The organism is Zestomonas ipomoeae (assembly GCF_057128665.1).
The window spans coordinates 106,503-130,763 of record NZ_JBSKHQ010000016.1 but is presented as its reverse complement, the minus strand read 5'-3'; the positions used below and the strand labels follow the sequence as shown (position 1 = coordinate 130,763).

General features: G+C 63.6%; 23 protein-coding genes and 1 pseudogene. 8 read left to right on the top strand and 16 right to left on the bottom strand.

From position 1 onward, the window contains the following. Positions 1-108: 108 nt before the first annotated feature. From ACWKV7_RS17210 to ACWKV7_RS17200, 3 genes and pseudogenes are all read left to right on the top strand, one after another. On the top strand, positions 109-894 hold the full coding sequence (locus tag ACWKV7_RS17210) for a hypothetical protein (RefSeq protein WP_483858912.1): 786 nt from the start codon (positions 109-111) through the stop codon (positions 892-894). Beyond that, a pseudogene (locus tag ACWKV7_RS17205) lies at positions 895-1,266 on the top strand (RHS repeat-associated core domain-containing protein); the annotation flags it as partial. Positions 1,267-1,558: 292 nt separating this feature from the next. After that, positions 1,559-1,936 carry a hypothetical protein gene (locus tag ACWKV7_RS17200; protein WP_483858911.1) on the top strand — a complete coding sequence of 126 codons (378 nt, stop codon included), beginning with the start codon at positions 1,559-1,561 and terminating at the stop codon, positions 1,934-1,936. A gap of 322 nt (positions 1,937-2,258) precedes the next feature. Here ACWKV7_RS17200 and ACWKV7_RS17195 read toward each other — a convergent pair whose 3' ends face one another. The 8 genes from ACWKV7_RS17195 to ACWKV7_RS17160 form a co-directional block, all read right to left on the bottom strand. Then, positions 2,259-3,152, bottom strand: a complete 894-nt coding sequence (locus ACWKV7_RS17195) for an ABC transporter permease subunit (protein WP_483858910.1) — start codon at positions 3,150-3,152, stop codon at positions 2,259-2,261. Beyond that, positions 3,149-4,057, bottom strand: a complete 909-nt coding sequence (locus tag ACWKV7_RS17190) for an ABC transporter permease subunit (protein ID WP_487249224.1) — start codon at positions 4,055-4,057, stop codon at positions 3,149-3,151. Before ACWKV7_RS17190 ends, ACWKV7_RS17195 begins: the two co-directional genes overlap by 4 nt. Beyond that, positions 4,054-5,211, bottom strand: a complete 1,158-nt coding sequence (potA, locus tag ACWKV7_RS17185; RefSeq protein ID WP_483858909.1) for a polyamine ABC transporter ATP-binding protein — start codon at positions 5,209-5,211, stop codon at positions 4,054-4,056. Before potA ends, ACWKV7_RS17190 begins: the two co-directional genes overlap by 4 nt. A 52-nt stretch (positions 5,212-5,263) precedes the next feature. After that, positions 5,264-6,328: a polyamine ABC transporter substrate-binding protein gene (locus tag ACWKV7_RS17180; RefSeq protein WP_483858918.1), complete on the bottom strand. Its 1,065-nt coding sequence runs from the start codon at positions 6,326-6,328 to the stop codon at positions 5,264-5,266. An 84-nt stretch (positions 6,329-6,412) separates the two neighbouring features. Continuing rightward, entirely contained in the window at positions 6,413-7,507 is a 1,095-nt protein-coding gene (locus tag ACWKV7_RS17175; RefSeq protein ID WP_483858908.1) for an extracellular solute-binding protein, read from the bottom strand. 197 nt (positions 7,508-7,704) lie between these two features. Next, a complete protein-coding gene (locus ACWKV7_RS17170; RefSeq protein WP_483858907.1) occupies positions 7,705-9,060 on the bottom strand; it encodes an aspartate aminotransferase family protein in 1,356 nt (451 codons plus the stop codon). A 53-nt stretch (positions 9,061-9,113) separates the two neighbouring features. Further along, positions 9,114-10,472, bottom strand: coding sequence for a glutamine synthetase family protein (locus ACWKV7_RS17165; RefSeq protein ID WP_483858906.1), 1,359 nt, complete (start codon positions 10,470-10,472; stop codon positions 9,114-9,116). 105 nt (positions 10,473-10,577) lie between these two features. Then, the gene (locus tag ACWKV7_RS17160) at positions 10,578-11,330 is read right to left on the bottom strand and encodes a gamma-glutamyl-gamma-aminobutyrate hydrolase family protein (protein ID WP_483858905.1); all 753 of its coding nucleotides are present in this window, start codon (positions 11,328-11,330) and stop codon (positions 10,578-10,580) included. 276 nt (positions 11,331-11,606) lie between these two features. Between ACWKV7_RS17160 and ACWKV7_RS17155 the strand changes: the two genes are divergently transcribed. From ACWKV7_RS17155 to aguA, 5 genes are all read left to right on the top strand, one after another. Next, complete coding sequence (locus ACWKV7_RS17155) at positions 11,607-12,986, top strand: glutamine synthetase family protein (protein WP_483858904.1); 1,380 nt, start codon at positions 11,607-11,609, stop codon at positions 12,984-12,986. 142 nt (positions 12,987-13,128) lie between these two features. Continuing rightward, entirely contained in the window at positions 13,129-14,187 is a 1,059-nt protein-coding gene (locus ACWKV7_RS17150; protein ID WP_483858903.1) for an extracellular solute-binding protein, read from the top strand. A 178-nt stretch (positions 14,188-14,365) separates the two neighbouring features. Then, positions 14,366-15,022 (top strand): TetR/AcrR family transcriptional regulator, encoded by a 657-nt coding sequence (locus tag ACWKV7_RS17145; RefSeq protein ID WP_483858902.1) that lies wholly within the window; start codon positions 14,366-14,368, stop codon positions 15,020-15,022. Between the two features lie 516 nt (positions 15,023-15,538). Then, the gene (gene aguB / locus ACWKV7_RS17140) at positions 15,539-16,417 is read left to right on the top strand and encodes an N-carbamoylputrescine amidase (protein ID WP_483858901.1); all 879 of its coding nucleotides are present in this window, start codon (positions 15,539-15,541) and stop codon (positions 16,415-16,417) included. Positions 16,418-16,523: 106 nt separating this feature from the next. Beyond that, positions 16,524-17,633: an agmatine deiminase gene (aguA, locus tag ACWKV7_RS17135; RefSeq protein ID WP_483858900.1), complete on the top strand. Its 1,110-nt coding sequence runs from the start codon at positions 16,524-16,526 to the stop codon at positions 17,631-17,633. Between the two features lie 69 nt (positions 17,634-17,702). Here aguA and ACWKV7_RS17130 read toward each other — a convergent pair whose 3' ends face one another. The 8 genes from ACWKV7_RS17130 to ACWKV7_RS17095 all read right to left on the bottom strand — a co-directional run bounded on the left by ACWKV7_RS17130 (position 17,703) and on the right by ACWKV7_RS17095 (position 23,955). Continuing rightward, on the bottom strand, positions 17,703-18,947 hold the full coding sequence (locus tag ACWKV7_RS17130; RefSeq protein ID WP_483858899.1) for an OprD family porin: 1,245 nt from the start codon (positions 18,945-18,947) through the stop codon (positions 17,703-17,705). 437 nt (positions 18,948-19,384) lie between these two features. Beyond that, complete coding sequence (locus ACWKV7_RS17125) at positions 19,385-19,810, bottom strand: OsmC family protein (RefSeq protein WP_483858898.1); 426 nt, start codon at positions 19,808-19,810, stop codon at positions 19,385-19,387. A 59-nt stretch (positions 19,811-19,869) separates the two neighbouring features. Continuing rightward, positions 19,870-21,825: a DUF7844 domain-containing protein gene (locus tag ACWKV7_RS17120; RefSeq protein ID WP_483858897.1), complete on the bottom strand. Its 1,956-nt coding sequence runs from the start codon at positions 21,823-21,825 to the stop codon at positions 19,870-19,872. Further along, positions 21,825-22,145 carry a DUF2388 domain-containing protein gene (locus tag ACWKV7_RS17115; RefSeq protein ID WP_483858896.1) on the bottom strand — a complete coding sequence of 107 codons (321 nt, stop codon included), beginning with the start codon at positions 22,143-22,145 and terminating at the stop codon, positions 21,825-21,827. Before ACWKV7_RS17115 ends, ACWKV7_RS17120 begins: the two co-directional genes overlap by 1 nt. Positions 22,146-22,288: 143 nt before the next feature. Further along, positions 22,289-22,606 (bottom strand): DUF2388 domain-containing protein, encoded by a 318-nt coding sequence (locus ACWKV7_RS17110; protein ID WP_483858895.1) that lies wholly within the window; start codon positions 22,604-22,606, stop codon positions 22,289-22,291. 79 nt (positions 22,607-22,685) lie between these two features. Next, positions 22,686-22,880 carry a DUF1127 domain-containing protein gene (locus ACWKV7_RS17105; RefSeq protein ID WP_483858894.1) on the bottom strand — a complete coding sequence of 65 codons (195 nt, stop codon included), beginning with the start codon at positions 22,878-22,880 and terminating at the stop codon, positions 22,686-22,688. Positions 22,881-23,154: 274 nt separating this feature from the next. Then, positions 23,155-23,586, bottom strand: a complete 432-nt coding sequence (gene tnpA / locus ACWKV7_RS17100; RefSeq protein WP_483858893.1) for an IS200/IS605 family transposase — start codon at positions 23,584-23,586, stop codon at positions 23,155-23,157. A 156-nt stretch (positions 23,587-23,742) separates the two neighbouring features. Continuing rightward, a complete protein-coding gene (locus tag ACWKV7_RS17095; RefSeq protein ID WP_483858892.1) occupies positions 23,743-23,955 on the bottom strand; it encodes a DUF1127 domain-containing protein in 213 nt (70 codons plus the stop codon). Positions 23,956-24,261: the final 306 nt, after the last annotated feature.

Here is a 24,261-nt window from a genome sequence, read left to right as displayed (position 1 = left end):
AGGTCATGCTTCTCTCGTCCTCATGGGGGGCTAATCATCCCCTAACGAGGTGTCCACGAGAATTAGACCAGGACACTGCAGCGTTACGCCTATGACGCGTTCGGCAACGTGCTGACCCATACCCGCAGCGGTGCGTGGGGCAGCTACACCACTCACTACGATTACGATGCGGGTGACCGAATCACCCGGCTCGGACGTAGCGATGGCGGGGAAGTCAGCTACGCAAGAGATGCGCTTGGGCGGGTCAGCGGCGTTACCGCCGTGATCAACGGGCAGCAAAAAAATCTACTGAGCGGGCGCAGCTATCGTGCCGATGGCCTGCATACGGCGCAGACCTTCGGCAACGGCCTTAGCGAATCCCGCGCCTACGACCTCTCGGGGCGGCTTATCCAGCAGACGATTGTCGCTGACAGCCGGCGTTTCGATTACGACTGGAACGGCAATCTCACCCGTCGTCAGCTACCTCTCCAGCAAGACGAATTCCGCTACGACGGGCTGAATCGTCTGGTCGGCTTCACCCTGGGAAGCGAGGCCCCAGTTAGCTACGCCTACGACAGCGTCGGCAATCGCCTCAGCGAGACTGGGCCGGTAACTCGCAATCACAGCTATGCCAGCGGCTCCAACCGCCAGTTGACCAAAGCGGGAGCAGCCCTCAGCCACGATGCCGCCGGCAACCGCACCAGCGACGGGATACGCACCTTCACCTACAACGCGGCCAATCGGCTGTACCAAGTTTACGAGAACGGCCAGCTCACCGCGACCTATACCTACAACGGCCATGGCCAGCGAGTGAAAAAGACCACCGCTGCCGGCACCACCCATTACCACTACGACCTGAACGGCCAACTGCTGGCTGAAATGCAGGACGGCCGTGTCACCCGCGAATACGTCTAGCTGGACGGGCAACCACTTGCACAGATCGCAGAAGATGGCGAAGTGCTCTATCTGCACACCGACCACCTTGCCACACCCCGTCAGGCAACCAACGCCAACGGCCAGGTAGTCTGGCGCTGGGACAGCGACCCATTCGGCACCACCCAACCGAAGGAAGACCCCGATGGCGATGGCACTGCCGTAACCGTCAACTTGCGCTTTCCGGGGCAGTATTTCGACCAAGAGACCGGACTGCACTACAACTACTTCCGCGATTACGACCCGCAGACCGGGCGCTACGTCGAGAGTGATCCGATTGGATTGAAAGGCGGATTGAATACCTATGGGTATGTGGGCGGGAATCCATTGAATAAAATAGACCCGAAAGGATTATATGACCCCAGTTGTGGTTGGCCTATAGGCCTACAATGGCTTTGCGATAAGGACATTGATGTGCCTGATGTTCCAGTACCTGATGAAGTTCCCACTGACCTTCCTCCTGGCTTGAGGCAGTGCACTCTGTCTCCTGCATTTGAAGGATGTATTGCCTGTTGTACCGGTGCTGGAGTTATGACAAGTATCTGCAAAACAAAGTGCATGGCAGAGCCCAAGTATAAGTATTTTGGGTTTCTTGAGCCAAGTGCTAAGCAGGGGTTAATATGCCCAAGCATGTAAGGAGAGAACCATGAGTAAAATTTATGCGCTATCGGCTCTATTCTCTCTATTGGGTTTGATATTTGGTTATGCACTTGGTGGGTATGTTACCCATAAAGAAGCGGAGATTTTTTATGCCAAGGAAATTCAGTCTCGAACTGTTACAAATGCAGTATTATTACTCGGTGGCTTGGAGTTGATGCGGCAAGGAAATAGTGGCAAAGCTATAGCTATGCAAGAGAAGATATTGTGCGGTTATTTATTATCAATTGATATGAATCAGGATGTTGAGATAGAGGTTGACGACTACATTGGTGACTTCTGGTCGAGAGTAAACCGGTATGCTGAGTCGTATTTTCCTTCAAAAACCACAAAAAATTGCTGGACAACTACTGAGGAAAAAAACTGACACAGGAGCTTACCGGTTAATAGCCTTGTAGCTAGCAAGTAGCCTGGAAGTTAGGTGGAAAGCCGCGTTGGGGGTTTTCCAACCTACGCAGATTCAGGCATCCGTAGGGTGGACAACGCGAAGCTTGTCCACCAGTGCTGAACAAGCGATTTGCAAATATCCGAGCCCCCTAGTCGTAGGTGATGTTGATCCGCACTGACCGGAATTGCTCATTGTTCCTAGCGCTGATGAACTGAAAAAGGGTCGGATTTACTGACTGCCGCTCTTACCCTAAATGAAAACGGGCCACATCAAGTGGCCCGTTTTCGTTTCCATCACTCGCTCAGCTATGCGCCGATGGCGGGGTCAGGCGTTGGGTGCCGGGGTCTTTCCAGGTGTCGGCGACGGTTTCTTCCATGGCTTGCTGGATCGCCCGTTTGCGGCGTTCTTCGGCGCGGCGGGTGAGGTACCAGGCGAGGAAGGTGAACAGTGACACCGAGAGCAGGATCAGGCTGGCGATGGCATTGATGTTCGGCTTCACGCCCAGGCGCACGGCAGAGAAGACTTCCATCGGCAGGGTGGTGGAGCCGGGGCCGGAGACGAAGCTGGCGAGTACCAGGTCGTCCAGCGACAGGGCGAAGGACATCATGCCGCCGGCCGCCAGGGAGGGGGCGATCATCGGGATGGTGATCAGCAGGAACACCTTCCACGGCTTGGCGCCGAGGTCCATGGCCGCTTCTTCGATGGACATGTCCAGCTCGCGCAGGCGCGCCGAGACCACCACCGCGACGTAGGCGGTACAGAAGGTGGTATGGGCGATCCAGATGGTGACGATGCCGCGCTGGGCTGGCCAGCCGATCAGTTGCGCCATGGCGACGAACAGCAGCAGCAGCGACAGGCCGGTGATCACCTCGGGCATCACCAGCGGCGCGGTGACCAGGCCGCCGAACACGGTGCGGCCCTTGAAGCGAGTCACGCGGGTGAGCACGAAGGCGGCCAGGGTGCCCAGCGCCACCGCGGCGATGGCCGTGTAGCAGGCGATCTCCAGCGAGCGGGCCACGGCGCTCAGCAGTTGATCGTCGTGCAGCAGGCCGATGTACCACTTGAGCGACCAGCCGCCCCAGACGGTGACCAGCTTGGAGGCGTTGAACGAATAGATGACCAGGATGACCATCGGCAGGTAGATGAACAGCAGGCCCGCCCACAGCATCAGGTTGGAGAATCCGAAGCGCTTCATACCTTGCCCTCCAGCTCTTTCGCCTGGTTACGGTTGAACAGGATGATCGGCACGATCAGCACCGCCAGCATTACCACCGCCAGGGCGGACGCCACCGGCCAGTCGCGGTTGTTGAAGAACTCCTGCCAGAGCACCTTGCCGATCATCAGCGTCTCGGGGCCGCCGAGCAGTTCCGGAATCACGAACTCGCCCACCGCCGGGATGAACACCAGCATGCAGCCGGCGACGATGCCGTTCTTCGACAGCGGCACGGTAATCTTCCAGAAGCTGTTGAAGTTGCTGGAGCCCAGGTCCGCTGCCGCTTCCAGCAGGCTCTGGTCATGCTTGACCAGGTTGGCGTAGAGCGGCAGCACCATGAACGGCAGGTAGGAATAGACCACGCCGATGTACACCGCGAGGTTGGTGTTGAGGATGCGAATTGGCGAGTCGATTATGCCGAGGGCGAGCAGCACGCTGTTGAGCAGGCCGTTGCTGCTGAGAATGCCCATCCAGGCGTAGACGCGAATCAGGATCGCGGTCCAGGTCGGCATCATGATCAGCAGCAGGAAGACAGTCTGCTGCTCCTTCGGCGCGCGGGCGATGGCGTAGGCCATCGGGTAGCCGATCAGCAGGCAGAGCAGGGTGCTGATGGTGGCGACCTTCAGCGAGCCGAGGTAGGCGGCGAGGTACAGGTCGTCCTCGCTGAGGAAGATGTAGTTGCCCAGGTTGAGCACCACTTCCAGCTTGCCTTCGACGTAGCTGTAGATTTCCGTGTAGGGCGGGATGGCCACTGCCGCTTCGGCGAAGCTGATCTTCAGGACGATGAAGAACGGCAACAGGAAGAACAGGAACAGCCAGAGAAACGGTATGCCGATGACTGCATGCCGGCCCCGCGGCAGCATTCGGCGCAGTTTTCCCATGCTCATGATTGCAGTACCACGCCGCTGTCGTCTTCCCAGTACACCACCACCGGCTCGTCCCAGGTCGGGCGCTTGCCGCGGCGTTCGGCGTTGGCGATGAACGCCTGCACGATCTGCCCGGAGGTGAGCTTGATGTGGTACACGGAGTGGCCGCCGAGGTAGGCGATGTCGTGCACCACGCCGTTGCACCAGTTGTAGTTCGGGTGCTCATGGTCGTCGGGCAGCTGGCTGGCCATCAGCAGCTTTTCCGGACGCAGGGCGTAGGTGACGTTTTTCTCTTCGGCGCGGGTGGAGATGCCGTGGCCGATGTAGATCGGCTTGTCCAGTTGCGGGCAACTGATGATGGCGTGGTCGGCGTCGTCGGTGGTGATCTCGCCGTCGAACAGGTTGACGTTGCCGATGAACTCGCAGACCAGGCGGCTGGCCGGGGTCTCGTAGATGTCGATCGGGCTGCCGGTCTGGGCGATCCAGCCCATGTGCATGATGGCGATGCGCTGGGCCATGGTCATGGCTTCTTCCTGGTCGTGGGTCACCATCACGCAGGTCACGCCGACCCGCTCGATGATCTCCACCAATTCCAGTTGCATCTGCGAGCGCAGCTTCTTGTCCAGCGCGCCCATCGGTTCGTCGAGCAGCAGCAGCTTCGGCCGCTTGGCCAGGGAGCGGGCCAGGGCCACGCGCTGGCGCTGGCCGCCGGAGAGCTGGTGCGGCTTGCGGCGGGCGTACTGGCTCATCTGCACCAGCTTGAGCATCTCGGCCACGCGGGCGTCGATCTCGGCCTTGGGCAGGCCATCCTGCTTGAGGCCGAAGGCGATGTTCTGCTCCACGGTCATGTGCGGGAACAGCGCGTAGGACTGGAACATCATGTTGATCGGCCGCTCGTAGGGCGGCATGTCGGTGATGTCCTCGCCGTCGAGCAGGATGCGCCCTTCGGTCGGCCGTTCGAAGCCGGCGAGCATGCGCAGCAGGGTGGATTTACCCGACCCGGAGCCGCCGAGCAGAGCGAAGATCTCGCCCTTGTTGATAGTCAGGGACACGTCGTCCACGGCTACCGTCTCGTCGAACTTCTTGGTCACCCGGTCGATTTTTACCAGCACCTCTTTAGGTTGCTGGTCGCCGGTGAGGGCTTTCTTGTAGGCACCGGAGGAGGCTATCGCCATTACCACAACTCCCAACATTTGAGGGCCCGACCCCTGCGGCCGGGCCTTGGAACTAGCGACCCGCCTTGACCTTGGTCCAGGAGCGGGTCATCAGGCGCTGCACCTTCGGGGGCAGCTCGGCGGACACATAAAGCCGGTCCAGCACCGCTTGGGGTGGGTAGACGGCTGCGTTGTTGCGTACTTCGGGGTCCATCAGCTCGCCCGCCGCCAGGTTCGGGTTGGCGTAGCCGACGTAGTCGCTGATCGGCGCGATCACGTCGGGGCGCAGCAGATAGTCGATGAAAGCATGGGCCTGCTGCACGTTGGCGCTATCCACCGGAATGGCCAGCAGGTCAAACCACAGGTTGCTTCCTTCCTTGGGGATGGCATAGGCGATGTCGATGCCCTTGCCGGCCTCCTCGGCGCGTGCGGCAGCCTGGAATACATCGCCGGAGAACCCGGCGGCGACGCAGATATTACCGTTGGCCAGGTCGGAGATGTACTTGGATGAGTGGAAATAGGTGACGTACGGGCGTATTTCCAGCAGTTTGGCCTCCGCCTTGCGGTAATCCGCCGGGTCGGTGCTGTTCGGGTCGAGCCCCAGGTAGTTGAGCATGGAGGGGATCATTTCGTCCGCCGAGTCCAGCAGGGCGACACCGCAGCTCGACAGCTTGGCGATATTCTCCGGCTCGAACAGCACGGCCCAGGAGTCGATCCGCTCGACGCCGAGGGCGGCCTTGACCTTGGTCACGTTGTAGCCGATGCCGTTGGTACCCCACAGGTAGGGTACGGCGTACTGGTTGCCCGGATCGTTGCGCTCGAGCTGCTTGAGCAGCGCCGGATCGAGGTTGTTCCAGTGGGGCAGCAGGCTGCGGTCGAGCTTGTGGATCGCGCCGGCCTTCACCTGCTTGCCGAGAAAGTGGTTGGAGGGCACGACCACGTCGTAGCCGGAATGGCTGGCGAGCAGCTTGCCTTCCAGGGTCTCGTTGGAATCGAAAACGTCGTAGACCAGCTTGATCCCGGTGTCCTTCTCGAACGCGGCGATGGTCTGCGGGGCAATGTAGTCGGACCAGTTGTACACATGCACTACCGGCTGTTCGGCGTGTACGGCGGGCAAGCCGAGGGCACCGGCCAGCATGCTGACCAGCAACAGGTAACGACGCATAAGCGATTCCTCTGGTGGAACCCTCCGGCTCGCGCCGGAGGGGTGGAGCGGAGCGGCTTACTGGCCGGACTTGACCTTGGTCCAGCTGCGGGTGATCGCGCGCTGCACCTTGGGGTTCAGCTCAGCGAAGGTGTAGAGCTTCTTCGAGGCTTCTTCGGTCGGGTAGATGCCCGGGTTGTTGCGGATTTCCTCATCCACCAGCGGGGTGGCCGCGCTGTTGCCGTTCGGGTAGGACACGTAATTGCTGATCGGCGCGATCACTTCCGGGGTGAGGATGTAGTTGAGGAAGGTGTGGGCTTCGTCGACGTTCTTCGAGTCGGCCGGAATGGCCATCATGTCGAAGAAGGACGCGGCGCCTTCCTTGGGAATGGTGTAGGCGACCTGCACGCCGTTCTTTGCTTCCTCGGCACGGGACTGCGCCTGGAACACGTCGCCGGACCAGCCGAGGGCGACGCAGATGTTGCCGTTGGCCAGGTCGGAGATGTACTTGGAAGAGTGGAAATAGGTGATGTACGGGCGGATCTTCAACAGCAGCTCTTCAGCCTTGGCCACGTCCTTCACGTCGGTCGGGTTGGGGTTCAGCCCCTGGTAGTGCAAGGCTGCTGCGTAGACTTCGTCCGGCGCATCGAGCATGGCGACGCCGCAGGACTTCAGCTTCTGGATGTTCTCCGGCTTGAACAGCACGTCCCAGGAATCGATCTTGTCGATGCCCAGCGCGGCCTTGACCTTCTCCGGGTTGTAGCCGATGCCGGTGGTGCCCCACAGGTAGGGGAAGGCGTACTGGTTGCCCGGATCGGCATTGTCCAGGGCCTTCATCAGGTCGGGGTTGAGGTTCTTCCAGTTTGGCAGCTTGGATTTGTCCAGCTTCTGGAATACGCCGGCCTTGATCTGCTTGGCCAGGAACTGGTTGGACGGCACCACCACGTCGTAGCCCGAGCCGCCGGACAGCAGCTTGGCTTCCAGTACCTCGTTGCTGTCGAACACGTCGTAGACCACCTTGATGCCGGTCTCTTTCTCGAAGTTCGCCAGGGTGTCCTCGGCGATGTAGTCCGACCAGTTGTAAACGTGCAGTACTTTGTCTTCCGCCTGCGCGGCCCCTGCCAGGGCGCCCGCCAGCGACAACGCGAGAAGGGTCTTGCCGAAAATTTTCATGCCTACAGCTCCTGTTGTCGTAGATGTTGTCCGAAGGGTGGCGTCAACCGGGCGATCCGGAGCGACTCTCCCACATCGCCCGGAGGAGTCGCCTCCCGATCGGGCCGGGGAGCGACTACCACCCTAGAGTCCGCCATCACCCTGTCGGTGAACCTGGCCAACGCACTGGCGCAGTCTGGCAAGGTCTAGCGCCCCGCTCAAGCCAGTACGGCGTTCGCGGTGAGATCCAGACACTTGCGGGCCTTGGTGATCAACTCGTCGACTTCCGCCTTGGTGATTACCAACGGTGGCGAAATGATCATCGAGTCGCCGACCGCACGCATGATCAGGCCGTTCTGGAAGCAATGCTCGCGGCACTGCATGCCCACGGCCAGGTCGCCGTCAAAGCGCTCGCGGGTCGCCTTGTTCTTCACCAGCTCCAGCGCGCCGAGCATGCCGACGCCGCGGGCTTCGCCCACCAGCGGGTGGTCGGCCAGTTCCTGCCAACGTTTCTGCAAATAGGGTGCCGTTTCGCTCTTCACCCGCTCGATGATTTTCTCCTCGCGCAGGATGCGGATGTTCTCCAGGGCCACCGCCGCCGCCACCGGATGCCCGGAGTAGGTGAAGCCGTGGTAGAACTCGCCGCCCTCGTTGAGCACCTCGACCACCTCGTCGCGCACCACCACCCCACCCATGGGGATGTAGCCGGAGGTCAGGCCCTTGGCGATCGGCATCAGGTCCGGGGCGTTGCCATAGTACTGGCTGCCGAACCACTCGCCGGTGCGGCCGAAGCCGCAGATCACTTCGTCGGCGATGAACAGGATGTCGTACTTGGCGAGGATTTCGCGGATCTTCGGCCAGTAGCTGTCCGGCGGAATCACCACGCCGCCGGCGCCCTGGATCGGCTCGGCGATGAAGGCGGCGACGTTCTTCTCGCCGACTTCGAGAATCTTCTGTTCCAGCTGCTCGGCTACCTTGATGCCGAAGGCTTCCGGGCTGAGGTCGCCGCCCTCGCCGTACCAGTACGGCTGGTCGATATGCACGATGCCGGGGATCGGCAGGTCGCCCTGGCTGTGCAGCGCCTTCATGCCGCCGAGGCTGACGCCGGCGACGGTGGAGCCGTGGTAGCCGTTCCAGCGGCCGATCACCACTTTCTTCTGCGGCTGGCCCTTGGTCGCCCAGTAGTGGCGCACCATGCGCAGCACGGTGTCGTTGGCTTCCGAGCCGGAGCCGGTGAAGAACACGTGGTTCATGCCTTCCGGCGCGACGTCGGCGATGGCCTTGGCCAGCTCGATCACCGGCGGGTGGGCGGTCTGGAAGAACAGGTTGTAGAACGGCAGCTCGCGCATCTGCCGGGCGGCGGCCTGCACCAGTTCCTCACGGCCATAGCCGACGTTGACGCACCACAGGCCGGCCATGCCGTCGAGGATCTTGTTGCCCTCGCTGTCCCAGACGTAGGCCCCCTCGGCCTTGGTGATGATGCGCGCACCCTTGGCATTCAGCGCCTTGTAGTCGGTGAATGGCGGCAGGTGATGGGCGCGGCTGAGGGCTTGCCATTCGCGTGTGTTACTCATATCCACCTCTAGTCAGAGGGGGTGCCCGCTTGTGGCCGGCACCCCCGGTTGGATCAGACGGAGAACAGCAGGAACTCGCGTTCCCAGGAGCTGATGACCCGCTTGAAGTTCTCATGCTCGGCGCGCTTGACCGACACGTAGCCGGTGATGAACTTGCTGCCGAGGTATTTATCCAGCGCCTTGCAATTTTCCATGCGCTCCAGCGCCGCTTCCAGGGTCAGCGGCAGGCGCAGGTTGCGCCGCTCGTAACCGCGGCCCTTGACCTGGGCGCTGGGCTTGATGCCCTCGACCATGCCGATGTAGCCGCACAGCAGGCTGGCGGCCAGAGCCAGGTAAGGGTTGCAGTCGGCGCCAGCGAGGCGGTTTTCCACCCGGCGGTTCTGCGGGCTGGAATCCGGCACGCGCAGGCCGACGGTGCGGTTTTCCTCGCCCCATTCGACGTTCACCGGCGCGGATGTATCCGGCAGGAAGCGGCGGAACGAGTTCACGTTCGGCGCGAACAGCGGCAGCACCTCGGGGATCAGCTTCTGCAGGCCGCCGATGTGATGCAGGAACAGCTCGCTCATGGTGCCGTCGGCATTGGAGAAGATGTTCTTGCCGGTCTTCACGTCCACCACGCTCTGGTGCAGGTGCATGGCACTGCCCGGCTCATCGGTGATCGGCTTGGCCATGAAGGTGGCGGCGACGTTGTGCTTGAGTGCCGCTTCGCGCATGGTGCGTTTGAACACCAGGATCTGGTCGGCCAGCGACAGCGCGTCGCCGTGACGGAAGTTGATTTCCATCTGCGCCGGGCCTTCTTCGTGGATCAGCGTGTCGAGGTCCAGGCCCTGGGATTCGCACCAGTCGTACATGTCCTCGAACAGCGGGTCGAACTCGTTGGCGGCGTCGATGGAGAACGACTGGCGGCCGGTTTCCGGGCGGCCCGAGCGGCCCAGCGGGGCCTGCAGCGGGAAGTCCGGGTCCTCGCAGCGCTTGGTCAGGTAGAACTCCATCTCCGGGGCGACGATCGGTTGCCAGCCCTTGTCGGCATACAGCTTGAGCACGCGCTTGAGAATGTTGCGCGGCGACAGTTCGATGGGGTTGCCCATCTTGTCGAAGGTGTCGTGGATCACCATGGCAGTGGGCTCGATGGCCCAGGGCACCAGGAATACGGCGTTCTCGTCCGGCCGGCAGAACATGTCGATGTCCGCGGGGTCGAGCAGGTCGTAGTAGATCTCGTCCTCGACGTAGTCGCCGGTGACGGTTTGCAACAGCACACTTTCGGGCAGACGCATGCCCTTTTCATCCAGGAACTTGTTGGTCGGCGAGATCTTGCCGCGGGCGATGCCGGTAAGATCGCTGATCAAGCATTCCACTTCCGTGATTTTGCGTTCTTTCAGCCAACTGGTCAGTTGGTCGAGCTTGGTAGTCATACAGACCTCAGGGGGGTTAGAGCCGATCATCACAGGCCGGTGGAGCTTAGCGAAACAAAGCGTGACGCGCCGCTTCGCCGAATTCCACCCGTCCGCGCATCCAGCTCAGCGTTGGCTCGCCCGCTTGCGACAGGCTTCTCCAAAAGCCTGGAAGATGGCGAGGTAATGGGGGTGCTCGCGCACCTGCCACTCAGGGTGCCATTGCACCCCGAGGGCAAAGCTCTTGGCTCCCTCGACCGAGAAGGACTCGATCAGCCCGTCAGGAGCCAGTGCCTCGATACGCAGGCCCGGCGCCAGACGTTCAACGCCCTGGCCATGAATCGAATTGACGCGAATCTCGCCCGGCAAGCCGATGCCGGCGAGGACCCCGCCCGGCTGCACGTGCAACGCGTGGCTGGGGGCATATTGAATGTCGAGGGTTTCGCCCTCGGGCTCGCGGTGGTCCATGAACGGACCGACTTCGTGCACCTTCTGGTGCAGGCTGCCGCCGAAGGCCACGTTCATTTCCTGGAAACCGCGGCAGATGCCGAGCAGCGGAATGCCGGCCTCCACCGCCGCGCGGATCAGCGGCAGGGTGGTGCGGTCGCGCGCCGGATCGTGGTGCGTGCCCGGCTCGCTGGCAGGCCCACTATAATGATGAGGTTCGACGTTGGACGGCGAGCCGGTGAACAGCAGGCCGTCGAGGTTGGCGAGCAGGGTTTGCTGGTCGATCAGGTCGGCCAGGGCCGGGATCACCAGCGGCATACCGCCGGCGCCGACGACCACCGCTCGCAGATACTTGTCACCAGCTATATGGTAGGGATGCAGACCGATCTGCTTGGTGCAGGCGGTTACGCCGATCATCGGCAGGCGAGACATGGGACACCCGTTTTGTTGCTGTTATGGGTTGCGACCGAGCTTAGCGCTGTTCAATTTTTTACACAATAGCCCTGTAAAAAATCGAACACACCCGAGCGAACAGCGCGCCGCCAGTGGCCGGCAGCAGGGTTGCGTTGCCATGAAACGCCCAAAAACTGGCGCTCGCGCTCTTTTTTGGGGCAAAATCTGTCATGCTTGACAGCCTGGGGTGTTTCGGATTGACTCCCACCCCAGCAGTTGCATGATTGATATTTTTAACAAGAAAGGTGTTGCATCATGTCGGTACCCCCGCGTGCCGTTCAGCTTAACGAAGCGAACGCGTTCCTTAAGGAACATCCTGAGGTCCTGTTCGTTGACCTTCTTATTGCAGACATGAATGGAGTGGTGCGCGGCAAGCGCATCGAAAGGAACAGCCTCCACAAGGTCTACGAAAAAGGCATCAACCTCCCCGCCTCCTTATTTGCCCTCGATATCAACGGCGCGACGGTGGAAAGCACCGGCCTCGGTCTGGATATCGGCGATGCCGACCGCATCTGTTTCCCCATCCCCAATACCCTGAGCAACGAGCCATGGCAGAAGCGCCCCACCGCGCAGTTGCTGATGACCATGCACGAGCTGGACGGCACGCCGTTCTTCGCCGACCCGCGGGAAGTGCTGCGCCAGGTGGTGCAGAAGTTCGACGAACTGGGGCTGACCATCTGCGCGGCGTTCGAGCTGGAGTTCTACCTGATCGACCAGGAGAACGTGAACGGCCGGCCGCAGCCGCCGCGCTCGCCGATCTCCGGCAAGCGGCCGATTTCCACCCAGGTGTACCTGATCGACGACCTCGACGAGTACGTCGACTGCCTGCAGGACATGCTCGAAGCCGCCAAGGAGCAGGGCATTCCCGCCGACGCCATCGTCAAGGAAAGCGCGCCGGCACAGTTCGAGGTCAACCTGCATCACGTCGAAGATGCCATCAAGGCTTGCGACTACGCGGTGCTGCTCAAGCGCCTGATCAAGAACATCGCCTACGACCATGAAATGGACTCGACCTTCATGGCCAAGCCCTATCCGGGCCAGGCGGGCAACGGTTTGCACGTGCACATCTCGCTGCTGGACAAGAAGACCGGCAAGAACATCTTCGCCAGCGATGATCCCCAGCAGAACGCCGCGTTGCGTCACGCGGTCGGCGGTGTGCTGGAGACCATGCCGGCGTCGATGGCCTTCCTCTGCCCCAACGTCAACTCCTACCGTCGCTTCGGCGCCCAGTTCTACGTGCCCAACGCGCCGAGCTGGGGCCTGGACAACCGCACCGTGGCGGTACGCGTGCCCACCGGCGCGGCCGATGCGGTGCGCATCGAGCACAGGGTGGCCGGCGCCGACGCCAACCCGTACCTGATGCTGGCGTCGATCCTTGCCGGCATCCACCACGGGCTGACCAACCAGATCGAACCCTGCGCGCCGATCGAGGGCAACTCCTACGAGCAGCTGGAGCAGAGCCTGCCCAACAACCTGCGCGACGCCCTGCGCGAGCTGGACGATAGCGAGGTGCTGAACAAGTACATCAGTCCGGACTACATCGACATCTTCGTCGCCTGCAAGGAAAGCGAGCTGGCGGAGTTCGAACACTCGATCTCCGACCTCGAATACAACTGGTATCTGCATACCGTTTGAGCAAGACCCGACGCCGGCCCTGTGCCGGCGTCGTCGTTTCTGACCCGCCAAAACGATCCCTGCCACGGCGCCCACGGGCGTCGTCGGCCGGGCTTTGTCTGCGCGGCACGGGCCGCGCCTTCGCCAACCGGGAGGAGCCGTCATGGCCCGATTCACCGCATTGCTGCTGCTCGCGCTGTCGCCGCTGCTGGCCACCGCCGAGGAGCTGATCCACTTCTACAACTGGAACGACTACATCGCCCCGCAGGTGCTGCAGAGCTTCGAGCGCGAGACCGGCATCCGCGTCGAATACCACACCTTCAACAGCGCCGAGGACATGCACGCGGCGCTCGACAGCGATGCGCCCATCGACCTGATCGTGCCGTCCCACAACGACCTGCCGCAGTTGATAGAAGCCGGCAAGCTGCAGCCGCTCGACCTCGCCCTGTTGCCCAATCGGCGCCACCTGGACAAGGAGCTGCTGAGCAAACTGGCGGCCCTCGATCCCAACAACCGCCACGCCGTACCCTACCTGTGGGGCGCAGTCGGCCTGGCGATCAACACGCCGCTGGCCGAGGCGGCGTTCGGCGGCCCGCTGCCGGATAGCTGGAGCCTGCTGTTCGACCCGGCGCAGAGCGAACGCCTGGCGGCCTGCGGCATGAGCGTGCTGGATGCGCCGGACGAACTGCTCTCGGTGCTGCTCGGCTACCAGGGCCGGCGGCTGGCGCTGAGCCCGCCGAGCCGCATCCGCCGTGCCGGCGAAGTGCTTGCCCGGCTGCGGCCGAACCTACGTTATGTCGACAGCGAGCGCTACATCGACGACCTCGGCCACGGCAAGCTGTGCGTGGCCCTGGCCTGGGTCGGCGATGCCCTGGCCGCCGCCGATGCCGGCCAGCCGGTGCGCTTCGTGGTGCCGGAGGAAGGCTCGGTATTGTTCATCGATAACCTGACCATCCCCGCCAAGGCCCGGCGCGCCGACCTGGCCCATCGCTTCATCGACTACCTGCTGCGCCCGGAAATCGCCGCGCTGATCACCGAGGAAACCCTCTACCCCAGCGCCAACGCCGCCGCACGGGAACACCTCGATGCAACCCTGCGCGAGCAGCCGGGGTTGTATCCGAGCCGCGAGGTCAAGCGCCGGCTGTTCGCCCTGGAAGCGCTGCCGGAGAAGCAGAGCGCGGCCCGTGACGACGTATGGGCGGCGTTTCGCGCGGAACAGTAGTGGTGGTTGGGTTGCGGAGCGAAGCCCACATCGGCCGATATGCAGAGAGCACGTTGTGCTCCCTGTTGGGCTTCGCGGGCTCGGCACCAACCTGCACCGTAAGGGCGTCCGGACGCCGGACTTGCCTGCGCGGCAGCGGCTGACGTCCAATAGCGCCTCCCCGGATCAGGAGAGAGCCATGTCGCGTTCGGTCACCGCCCGCAAACCTCGCGCCAGCAGTCAGGCACGCATCGCCGGCATTCTCGACGCCGCCCGCGGCCTGCTCGCCGAAGAGGGCGTGGCCGGGCTGTCGATCTACAGCGTGGCCGAACGCGCCGGCATTCCGCCGTCGTCGGTCTACCACTTCTTCGCCAGCGTGCCGGCGCTGCTCGAAGCGCTGACCGCCGACGTGCACGCGGCCTTCCGCGCGTGCCTGCAACAGCCCATCGAACACGCCCCGTTGCGCGGCTGGCACGACCTGTCGCGGCTGGTGGAAGAGCGCATGCTGGCGATCTACGCGGCCGATGCCGCAGCCCGCCAGTTGATCCTCGCCCAGCACGGGCTGACCGAAGTGACCCAGGCCGACCGCCAGCACGACATCGAGCTTGGCCACTTGATGCACCAACTGTTCGATCGCCACTTTCCGTTGCCGCAACTGCCTGCGGACGTCGATGTGTTCGCCCTGGCCATGGAGCTGGGCGACCGGGTCTATGCGCGTTCGGTGCAACAGCACGGGGTCATCACCCCACGCATGGCCGAAGAAGGCATGCGCGTGTTCGATGCCTACCTCGGGCTCTATCTACCGCCCCACCTGCCCAAGCGCGAGCGAGAGAAGGACACAGGCGCCGCCGACTAGGCGCTCCCGACCGAGCCTCCGTGTAGGGGCAAATTTATTCGCCTGGCTTAGCCTGGCTGGCGAATGAATTCGCCCCTACAGACTTGTGTGCGCCAGGCTCCGGTGTTTCTGGGCTTAGCTATCCCGGATTGCGCGTCTACTGAGCCCCCGACTGAACTCCCGTTGTAGGGGCGAATTTATTCGCCTGGCTTAGCCTGGTTGACGAATGAGTTCGCCCCTGCGGGCCCGTGCGGGACAAGTTTCCGGTGACCCTGGGGACGCGACAGGGCGCCAGCCCGTCGACTTCGGCGAACGCCAACCGCCGCCAGGCAGTCCCACGATCAGTCGACTCGCATTGCGTTTAACCGATATTTATCTGCTTTGTGCGCCGCGAGTAGAAAAACTGATAAAAAATGCACTTTCATTATCGATATTTATCGGATATAAATTCGCCCAATCGCTGATCGAGCCGCTTCCACGCGGCGGCTCTGCTAGCTTGATACGACCCGTTCCCGATTTCTGTCCATGAGGTGTGCCATGTCCCGTATCGTCACCGTCGCCGCTACCCAGATGGCTTGTTCCTGGGACCGTGAAGCGAACATCGCCAATGCCGAGAAGCTGGTTCGCGAGGCGGCGGCGAAGGGCGCACAGATCATCCTGATCCAGGAGCTGTTCGAAACCCCCTACTTCTGCCAGAAGCCCAATGCCGAATACCTGCAACTGGCGACTGCGGTGGAGAGCAATCCGGCCATCCAGCACTTCCAGAAAGTCGCCGCCGAGCTGAAGGTGGTGCTGCCGATCAGCTTCTTCGAGCTGGCCGGTCGTGCGCGCTTCAACAGCATCGCCATCATCGATGCCGACGGCAAACTGCTCGGCGTGTACCGCAAGAGCCACATCCCGGACGGCCCCGGCTACCACGAGAAGTACTACTTCAACCCTGGCGACACCGGCTTCAAGGTCTGGCAGACCCGCTACGCGAAGATCGGCGTGGCCATCTGCTGGGACCAGTGGTTCCCGGAAACCGCCCGCAGCATGGCGCTGCTCGGCGCGGAAATCCTGTTCTACCCGACCGCCATCGGCAGCGAGCCGCATGACCCGACCATCACCTCGCGCGACCACTGGCAGCGTGTGCAGCAGGGCCACGCCGGCGCCAACCTGATGCCGCTGGTGGCGAGCAACCGCATCGGCCGCGAGGATCAGGGCGACTACCACATCAACTTCTACGGCTCCTCGTTCATCGCCGACCAGTTCGGCGCCAAGGTCGAAGAGCTGAACGAGACCGAGGAAGGCGTGCTGGTGCACAGCTTCGATCTGGACAAGCTGGAAGGCATTCGCAGCGCCTGGGGCGTGTTCCGCGACCGCCGGCCGAACCTGTACAGCCCGATCAAAACGCTGGACGGTTCCCTGGAGTCCTGATCCTTCATGTCACGTTGTAGGAGCGGGCCATGCCGCGAAGCACAAGAGGTTTCGCGGGCATGGCCCGCTCCTACGATTGACCGCCTTTGCAGCAGGTGCCTCACGCATGAAAACCCTCAATAGCACACCCCGCGCCGACGGCTTTCGCATGCCCGCCGAGTGGGAACCCCACAGCCAGACCTGGATGATCTGGCCCGAGCGCCCGGACAACTGGCGCCTCGGCGGCAAACCGGCGCAGGCCGCCTTCACTGCCGTGGCCAAGGCCATCGCCGAGTTCGAGTCGGTGACCATCGGCGTCTCCGCCGCGCAGTTCGAGAACGCCCGCGCGCGCCTGGACCACGACAACATTCGCCTGGTGGAAATCAGCAACAACGACGCCTGGGTGCGCGATACCGGGCCGACTTTCGTCATCGACGATCACGGCGGTGTGCGCGGCGTGGACTGGACCTTCAACGCCTGGGGCGGCTTCGATGGCGGCCTGTACTGGCCGTGGGACCGCGACGACCAGGTGGCGCGCAAGATCCTCGAGATCGAGCGCTGCGCCCGTTACCGCACCGAAGGCTTCGTGCTGGAAGGTGGCTCCATCCACGTCGACGGCGAAGGCACCCTGATCACCACAGAGGAATGCCTGCTGAACAGGAACCGCAACCCGCACCTGTCCCGTGAGCAGATCGAGGACGTGCTGCGCGAGCACCTTGCCATCGAGCAGGTGATCTGGCTGCCGGACGGCCTGTACAACGACGAGACCGATGGCCACGTCGACAACTTCTGCTGCTTCGTGCGTCCCGGCGAAGTGCTGCTGGCCTGGACCGACGACCCGCAGAACCCCAACTATCCGCGCTGCCAGGCGGCGCTGAAGGTGCTGGAGGAAGCCTGCGACGCCAAGGGCCGCGCCCTCACCATCCACCGCATGCCGATTCCGGGGCCGATCTACGCCAGCGACGAAGAGTGCGCCGGGGTCGACCTGGCCGCCGACACCCAGGAGCGCGATCCGTCGATCCGCCTGGCCGGCTCCTACGTCAACTTCCTGATCGTCAACGGCGGCATCATTGCGCCGAAGTTCGACGACGCGAAGGACGCCGAGGCCGAGGCCATTCTCCAGCGGGTGTTCCCCGAGCACCGCGTGGTGCTGGTGCCGGGCCGCGAAATCCTGCTCGGCGGCGGCAACATCCACTGCATCACCCAGCAGCAGCCGGCGCCGCAGCGCGCGGGTTGAGAGCTGGGAAATGAAAAAGGCCGGCCCGTCAATCGGGCCGGCCTTTTGGTTTCTGCGTGGAGCGGCGCCTTACCAGATGGGCAGCGAGTAGCTGACGATCAGGCGGTTCTCATCGATGTCCGGGGCGAAGTTGGAGCGCACCGTGGCGTTGCGCCAGCGCAGGCCGAGGTTCTTCAGCGGGCCATCCTGGAACACGTACATCAGCTCGCTGTTGCGTTCCCACTCCTTGCCCTCCGAGCGATTGGCGCCGAGATCGACGTTGTCGCCGCTCAGGTAGCGGGTCATGAAGGTCAGGCCGGGAATGCCCAGCGCCGCGAAGTTGTAGTCGTAGCGTGCCTGCCAGGAGCGCTCGTCCTGGTTGGCGAAGTGGCCGATCTGCACGAAGTTGATCAGGTACGGGTCGGTGCCGTCGACATAGGCGAAGCCGGTGTCGCCGCTCATGCGCTGGTAGCCGAGGCCGAAGGCGTGGCCGCCCAGGCCGTAGGTGAACATCGCACCGAACGCGCGGTTGTCGACGTTGCTGTGGCCATCGTCGGTGGAGCGCGCATAGCGCAGGTCGCTCTTGAGCGACTGCTTGTCGGCCAGCGGCAGTACGTGCACCAGGTTCACTGCGTGTTGCTTGTACAGGTCTTCCAGCCGGCTGTAGTAGTAGCCACCGGTGAGGCTGTCGGTGATCTTGTAGCTGCCGCCGAGGAAGTCGAAGCGATCGGCCTGATTGCCGCCGCTGACGGTGATGCCGCGCCGCCCGCCGGTGGTCAGCGCCATGTCCTGGTAATCGGTGGAGTGGCGATGGTTGACCTCTGTGAGGTGGCCGGCTTCCAGGCTGAGGCCGTCGACTTCCAGCACGTTCAGGTAGCCGCCCTTGAATACCTGCGGCAACAGGCGCCCGTCGCTGGAGGTGATCGCCTGGTTCTTCAGTTGCAGGGTGCCGACCTTGAGCACGCTCTTGGACACCCTGGCCTTGGCGGTCAGGCCCAGCTCGGCGTAGTTGTCCTGCGAGCCGCCGGAGCGGTCCGCCGGCAGCAATTGGCTACCCGCGGTACCGTCGCCGGAATCCAGCTTGATCCCGAGCATGCCGAGGGCGTCGAGGCCAAAGCCGACCGTGCCCTCGGTGTAGCCGGATTCCATGCGCAGCAGGAAACCTTGCGCCCACTCCTCGCTCTTCGCCTGGCTGGCATTGTCCTGGCGGAAGTCGCGGTTGAAGTAGAAGTTGCGCAGATCCAGCCGCGCCGTGCTGTCGGCAATGAACTCGGCGGCTGCGTATTGGCTCAGTGGGGCAGTAGCAATGGCCAGGGCCAGAGCGGTCTTTCTCATTGTGGTCTCTCCGTGGATGGACGTGCACATCGGCGCCCCGCCAGCCCAGGGGCGAGCGGCGGATAGCGGTCGAATGGGGTACGGCGCAGCCCGCGGGCGGGCTGCGCATAGCGCTGTAGGGCGTGCCTAGTGGCGCATCGGTTTGTCTCGAGCGAGCGGGCGAATGGCGGTGGCGAAAGCCGTTACGCGAAATGGGCTGGGCATGGGCAATCCTCTGATCGTTCTTGTTCTATGCCGGTTGGCGGCGAGGTAGCAGAGGGGCCAAGGCAGTTACTGTGCCAGGCTGGCTGGTTGTTAGCGCGAGGCTCTGGAGCGGGGCTTACGATGAAGGGCGAGGGAGTGAAGGCGTGTCCGGCACGCCGGGTGTGGGCGGAGTTTCGCCGTTCCCGCGGCGGCCGTAGGCGGTATTCCGCCAGCGGCCGCCACACAACGGGGGCTCAGGTGTCCAGGCTGGCGTTCAGGCTGATCTTGGCGTTGAGCACTTTGGAAACCGGGCAGCCCTCCTTTGCCTGCTGGGCGATCTGCTGGAACTGGCGCTCATCCGCGCCCGGAATCCGCGCCCTGAGGGTGAGGTCGATGGCCGTGATGGCGAAGCCGTCGTCGAGCTTGTCCAGATGCACATCGGCGCGGGTCTCGATGCGTTCGGCTGTCAGACCGGCCTGGCCGAGCAGCATCGACAGGGCCATGGAAAAGCAGCCGGCGTGGGCCGCGCCGAGCAGCTCCTCCGGGTTGGTCCCGGGTTGATCCTCGAAGCGGGTATTGAAACCGTAGGGATTGTCCTTGAGGGCGCCGCTCTGGGTGCTCAGGCTGCCTTTGCCTTCCTTCAGGTTGCCTTGCCAGACGGCAGATGCATGCTTCTTCATCTCGGGTCTCCTTTGCGCGTGCGGTCCTGTTCAGAGGGCCGCGCGGCGCAGGAGTTCGATCAGGGCAGCTGCAAGCCGCCAGCGGCCCGGTGCAGGGTGCGCAGGTGCGCGCCGATGCGTTTGAGGTTGGCTTCGCCCGCTGTCAGCTCGGCCAGCCGTGCCGGCGCCAGCAGGCCGCGTACCTGTTGATCGAGGTCGTCGCTGAGGCGCCGCAGCAGTTGCTGGCGCTCGGTGGTTTGCTGCTCCAGGCGCTGCCACTCGCTGGCCTGGGGCAGGCCGTAGCCGCTTTCCAGCAGCTCGGCCGGGCGGCTGAGAAAGCCGCTGTTGGCGAGGATTTCCGCCAGCGTGGCATCGGCCTCTCCGAGCCCTTGGCCGCCCGGTTCCTGGCCATCCAGGTAGCGCCGCTTGAGTTCGTCCTGAGCCAGCAGCAATTGCCGGCGCAGGGCGGCCTGCTCCAGCAGCAACAGAGCGGCGCTGGCGCGCAGGTCGGCGCGGGCGAACCAGACGCGGCGCTCGGCCGCCGGCAGGCTCAGCCAGTCCTCGACCTCTTGTTGCGGCACCGGCAAGCGCTCGCGCAGCACGGCGAACATGGCCTGGTAGCGGTCGCGGAAGGAGTCGAAGCGATAGCCCAGGCGCAGCGCCTCGGCGGGGTCGTCCAGCACGCTGCGGTCGGCCAGCCCGCGAGCGTCGAGCAGTTCCAGCAGGCCGTTGGGCAGGATGCTGTCGAGGGTGTTCAGCTCGGCGGCAGTGGTGCCGCTGCGCAGCAGCTTGAGGGTTTCCACCGCGCAATTGTTGGACAGGAAGTAGTAGCGGCCGTCGTAGCTCCAGTGCTGCTCGGCGGCACGCTCGACCAATGCTTCCAGTTCATTGCGGTCCAGCCTGAGCGGCACCGAGGCGAGGCTGCGCAGCTCGACCTTGGTGTATTCGTCGATCACCTGGTCCAGCGGCAGCACGAACAGCCGCGACGGGTAGACCCCGGTCAGGCCTTTCCAACTGGAGAGCTGCAGGTCGCCGACGAACGCGCGGTAGGACAGCACCAGATGCTGGTCGAGGTCGAGCAGGCAGTCCGGCCCGCGTGGCCGGCCAGGGGCGCAGATCACCAGGCGCAACATGCTGTGGCCCCAGCGGCTGGCCCAGTTCTGGTTGGCTTCGGCGAACAGGTAATGCACCTGGTATACCCGCTCGGGATCGATCCTGCCCAGCGGCTGGCGGGCGAAGTCGCGGCCGGCATTCAGATAAGCGTAACCATCGGCGCAGGTTTCTCGGGCGGCGGGCGCCCAGCCGAAATGCGCGCGCAAGTAGCGGAATAGCGCCGGACGCCGACAGGCGTAGCTGGGATCGAGCAGGAAGTATTCTAGGTTGACCGCGACGAACTCCAGCGGGCTGCTCAGTTCGTAGACATCCGGGCTGCGCGCCAACTGCCGGTTGTCCCGTTCGCGGGCGCCGCGCTGCCCGACCCGCTGTGGCCAGCCGGCCAGGTCGAGCAGGCGAGGGTCGTCGCTGAGGGTGAAGCGGCGGTCGGTCTGGCCCCGGCAGACCTCAGGCAGGCCGACTTCACCGAGGCTGGAGTGCTGGCGGCCGCAGCGGCGTATCAGGTGGGCCTCGGTGGCGGGCCACAGGCGCGCGCGGTCATAGAGGTGGATCAGTTCATGTAGCAGGGTGGCCAGCAGTTCACGGCGCAGGGTGCGGTGCGGGCGTCCGGTTTCCAGGCGGGCCGCGCTGCCGTCGGCCAGCGCCGGCAGCAGGCCGCGATTGAGCAGCAGCCCGCCGAAGCGGCTGGCGCTGCCGTAGGCGTTGGCGGGCAGGCGCTCGCTCCAGCGCACCTCGACAGTCAGGTCGAGGCGCTCGCGCAGGCGCGGCGGTAGCGCTTGCAGGGCCTCGTCGAGCAGGGCCCGGCTGGCCTGACGCTGGGCGGTGGAAAGGTCGTCGTCGTCCAGCGTCAGGCGCAACTGGGCCTGGCTGCCGCCAGCGGCCAACGTCAGGAGGCCGGCCAGCAGCCAGGCGCAGTGGCGCATCAGCGGGCGAGAATGGCTTCGGCCAGGGCCTGGTCGCTGGCTTCGCGGGCTTCCGGCAGTTGGCTGCGCAGGACGGCGAAGGCGGCTTCGAGCTTGGCGCCGCGAATCGCTCCCTGGCTGGCGACATAGCTGGCGGCATCTTCGCGGGCGGCGAGCACCACCTTCATGTCGCGGATCGAGGTGGTGGTGTCGGAGGTGAAATCGATGCTGCGGTCGAGGGCGCGCACCAGGATGTTGCTGGTGGCCACCACACTGTGCGCTTGGGCGGTGCCGGCCAGCAGGAGCAGGGCGCTGGTAACGGCGAGCAGGGAACTACGCATGGGTCTCTCCGAAGGGCGGGTATCGATTGGACGGGGCGATGGCCGGTCCGGTTCAGCGGCGCCAAGGCTAGCCGAACGGCCTTCGGCCAGCCAGCGGCTGCCGCCCCGGGAGAGTGACGGATTTGGCAGATTCGCCGCGCGCGTCAACGGGCGAGAATCGCCTCGGCCAGCTCCCGGTCGCTGGCGCGCAGCTGCGGTGCCTGCTGGGGCAGGTGGGCGAATGCGGCTTGCAGGCGCACGCCCCGCACGGCGCCGTCGCTGGCGACGAAGCTGGCGGCATCGTCGCGGGCGGCGCGTACGATCTTGCTGTCGCGCAGCGAGGAGCTGAGGTCGGTGCTCGCCTCCGCGCTTTCGGCCAGGGCATTGCCGAGGGTATCGGTGGTGGCGAGGAAGCTCGATGCCGACGCCGGACCGGCGGTCAGCATCAGGGCCAGCAGGCAGAGCGAAGAGGGGCGAAGCATGGCAGTCGTTGTCCTTGGCTGTGACGGGGCCGGTCCGGCCCCGTCATGCCTCCAAGCCTAACAAGTGCCACGCCGGCCGTCAGCGCCAGAACGGTTTGGCCAGTTCGGCGCGCTGCTCGGCGCCGCTCAGGCCGATGTCGGCGAGGGCGCGCTCGTCGAGGCGGGCTAGTTGGCGACGGGTGCGCAGGCGCTGCTGCCAGAGCTTCAGCAAAGTCGGCAGTTCCGAGGCGGAGTGGAGGAAATGGATGTTGGCACGGCTCAGGGTGCGCTCCATGGCGGAGTCCTTCCCGCGCGGGGCGGGGCTGGCGGTATGGGTAACCATGGTCGCGCCGACGGGCGAAGACCAGCAGTCACAGCCAGCGGCAATTGTGCTGGCTCAGTTGCTGCTGTGAGCGAACTGTAACTATCGAACGGGCCGTAGCTGTTGCAGCGATACGGCAGCGCGCAGGGGCCGATTGATGCCACTCAACAACCACCGACTGAAGTCGGTGGGTTAGTGACTTACGGACTGAAAGTCCGGATACGCGTCGACTGAACGACGCGTCGGATCAGTCCGGCTCCATCCTGAAATTGTCGTTCGGGTTCGGCTCAAATTGATGTTCCAGATACTGTTTGATCATCTCGTCCGTCATCTGCCCAACCGTCGCGCAGAAGTACCCGCGTGCCCAAAAATGCTGACCCCAATAGCGCTTCTTCAGATGGGGAAACTCCTCGAAAAGCTTACTCGCCGTACGCCCCTTGAGCCGCCTCATGATCTCGCTCGGCGCCAAATTCGGCGGACTGCTCACCAGAATGTGCACGTGATCCTTGCTCACCACACCCTTCACAATCCGAATTTCAAACGCCTCGCACGTCTGCCTCACCAGCTCTCGTAAGCGCTCAGCCACCTCACCGCTGAGCACCTTGTATCGGTACTTGGTCACCCATAAAAAGTGATACTCGATCTGATAGACCGTATGGCTGCCATATCTGTAGTCCATGCGCTTGCCCTCCAGCCCCGCATGGTGGCGCTAAAGCTCACCGGCTGAAAGCCGGTGGTTTTAACCTTGTGATGGAAAATAAAAAACCCCCGTCGCGGTTGCCCGACGACAGGGGTTTGGAAAACGCTTGGCTGGCCTAGGTGGCCGGCCACTGGCTCAACGCCAGAAGGGCTTGCTCAGCTCGGCTTGGCGCTGGGCTTCGCTGATGCCGGCATCGGCCAGCAGGCGCGAATCCAGGCGGGCCAACTGGTGGCGGCTGGACAGGCGGCGCTGCCAGAGCAGCAGGGTGCCGACGACGCGCAGCGGCAGCGGGGCTTGGTTGGTTTGAGTGTCTTCGAAAAACAGGTCGGAACTGAGGGTACGTTCCATGGTGGGCTTCCTTCCGCTTGTGGCGGCATTGGTTACTGATCTGGTAACCATTATCCGGATCGGCCCCGCGACTCTACAGTCACAGCTGCTCGAAATTGCTCCAGTGGCGGTTCGCATTTTGCGCAACTGTACTGTTACCGTTCGAAGCAACTGTATCGGTTTTGTGCAACCTTGGTGCGTTTTTTCTACCCAAAATTGCCGTTACGCCCCAAAAACGGGCGTGCGACCAGTACAGTTTGCAACTGATGAAAAGGTACAGTCAGGCTTTGCCAGGCGCTTTTCCGGAGTTTTTCCCGAGCCGGCGTC

Excerpts from the sequence above, each read along its gene's own strand:
- ACWKV7_RS17150 (WP_483858903.1), top strand. The coding sequence starts at position 13,129 with ATGGCCCGATTCACCGCATTGCTGCTGCTCGCGCTGTCGCCGCTGCTG.
- ACWKV7_RS17190 (WP_487249224.1), bottom strand. The coding sequence starts at position 4,057 with ATGAGCATGGGAAAACTGCGCCGAATGCTGCCGCGGGGCCGGCATGCA.
- ACWKV7_RS17120 (WP_483858897.1), bottom strand. The coding sequence starts at position 21,825 with ATGCGCCACTGCGCCTGGCTGCTGGCCGGCCTCCTGACGTTGGCCGCT.
- ACWKV7_RS17105 (WP_483858894.1), bottom strand. The coding sequence starts at position 22,880 with ATGGAGCGCACCCTGAGCCGTGCCAACATCCATTTCCTCCACTCCGCC.
- ACWKV7_RS17125 (WP_483858898.1), bottom strand. The coding sequence starts at position 19,810 with ATGAAGAAGCATGCATCTGCCGTCTGGCAAGGCAACCTGAAGGAAGGC.
- ACWKV7_RS17095 (WP_483858892.1), bottom strand. The coding sequence starts at position 23,955 with ATGGAACGTACCCTCAGTTCCGACCTGTTTTTCGAAGACACTCAAACC.
- aguA (WP_483858900.1), top strand. The coding sequence starts at position 16,524 with ATGAAAACCCTCAATAGCACACCCCGCGCCGACGGCTTTCGCATGCCC.
- ACWKV7_RS17175 (WP_483858908.1), bottom strand. The coding sequence starts at position 7,507 with ATGAAAATTTTCGGCAAGACCCTTCTCGCGTTGTCGCTGGCGGGCGCC.
- ACWKV7_RS17195 (WP_483858910.1), bottom strand. The coding sequence starts at position 3,152 with ATGAAGCGCTTCGGATTCTCCAACCTGATGCTGTGGGCGGGCCTGCTG.
- ACWKV7_RS17180 (WP_483858918.1), bottom strand. The coding sequence starts at position 6,328 with ATGCTGGCCGGTGCCCTCGGCTTGCCCGCCGTACACGCCGAACAGCCG.
- ACWKV7_RS17165 (WP_483858906.1), bottom strand. The coding sequence starts at position 10,472 with ATGACTACCAAGCTCGACCAACTGACCAGTTGGCTGAAAGAACGCAAA.
- ACWKV7_RS17110 (WP_483858895.1), bottom strand. The coding sequence starts at position 22,606 with ATGCTTCGCCCCTCTTCGCTCTGCCTGCTGGCCCTGATGCTGACCGCC.
- tnpA (WP_483858893.1), bottom strand. The coding sequence starts at position 23,586 with ATGGACTACAGATATGGCAGCCATACGGTCTATCAGATCGAGTATCAC.
- ACWKV7_RS17115 (WP_483858896.1), bottom strand. The coding sequence starts at position 22,145 with ATGCGTAGTTCCCTGCTCGCCGTTACCAGCGCCCTGCTCCTGCTGGCC.
- ACWKV7_RS17145 (WP_483858902.1), top strand. The coding sequence starts at position 14,366 with ATGTCGCGTTCGGTCACCGCCCGCAAACCTCGCGCCAGCAGTCAGGCA.
- potA (WP_483858909.1), bottom strand. The coding sequence starts at position 5,211 with ATGGCGATAGCCTCCTCCGGTGCCTACAAGAAAGCCCTCACCGGCGAC.
- ACWKV7_RS17200 (WP_483858911.1), top strand. The coding sequence starts at position 1,559 with ATGAGTAAAATTTATGCGCTATCGGCTCTATTCTCTCTATTGGGTTTG.
- ACWKV7_RS17170 (WP_483858907.1), bottom strand. The coding sequence starts at position 9,060 with ATGAGTAACACACGCGAATGGCAAGCCCTCAGCCGCGCCCATCACCTG.
- ACWKV7_RS17160 (WP_483858905.1), bottom strand. The coding sequence starts at position 11,330 with ATGTCTCGCCTGCCGATGATCGGCGTAACCGCCTGCACCAAGCAGATC.
- ACWKV7_RS17130 (WP_483858899.1), bottom strand. The coding sequence starts at position 18,947 with ATGAGAAAGACCGCTCTGGCCCTGGCCATTGCTACTGCCCCACTGAGC.
- aguB (WP_483858901.1), top strand. The coding sequence starts at position 15,539 with ATGTCCCGTATCGTCACCGTCGCCGCTACCCAGATGGCTTGTTCCTGG.
- ACWKV7_RS17155 (WP_483858904.1), top strand. The coding sequence starts at position 11,607 with ATGTCGGTACCCCCGCGTGCCGTTCAGCTTAACGAAGCGAACGCGTTC.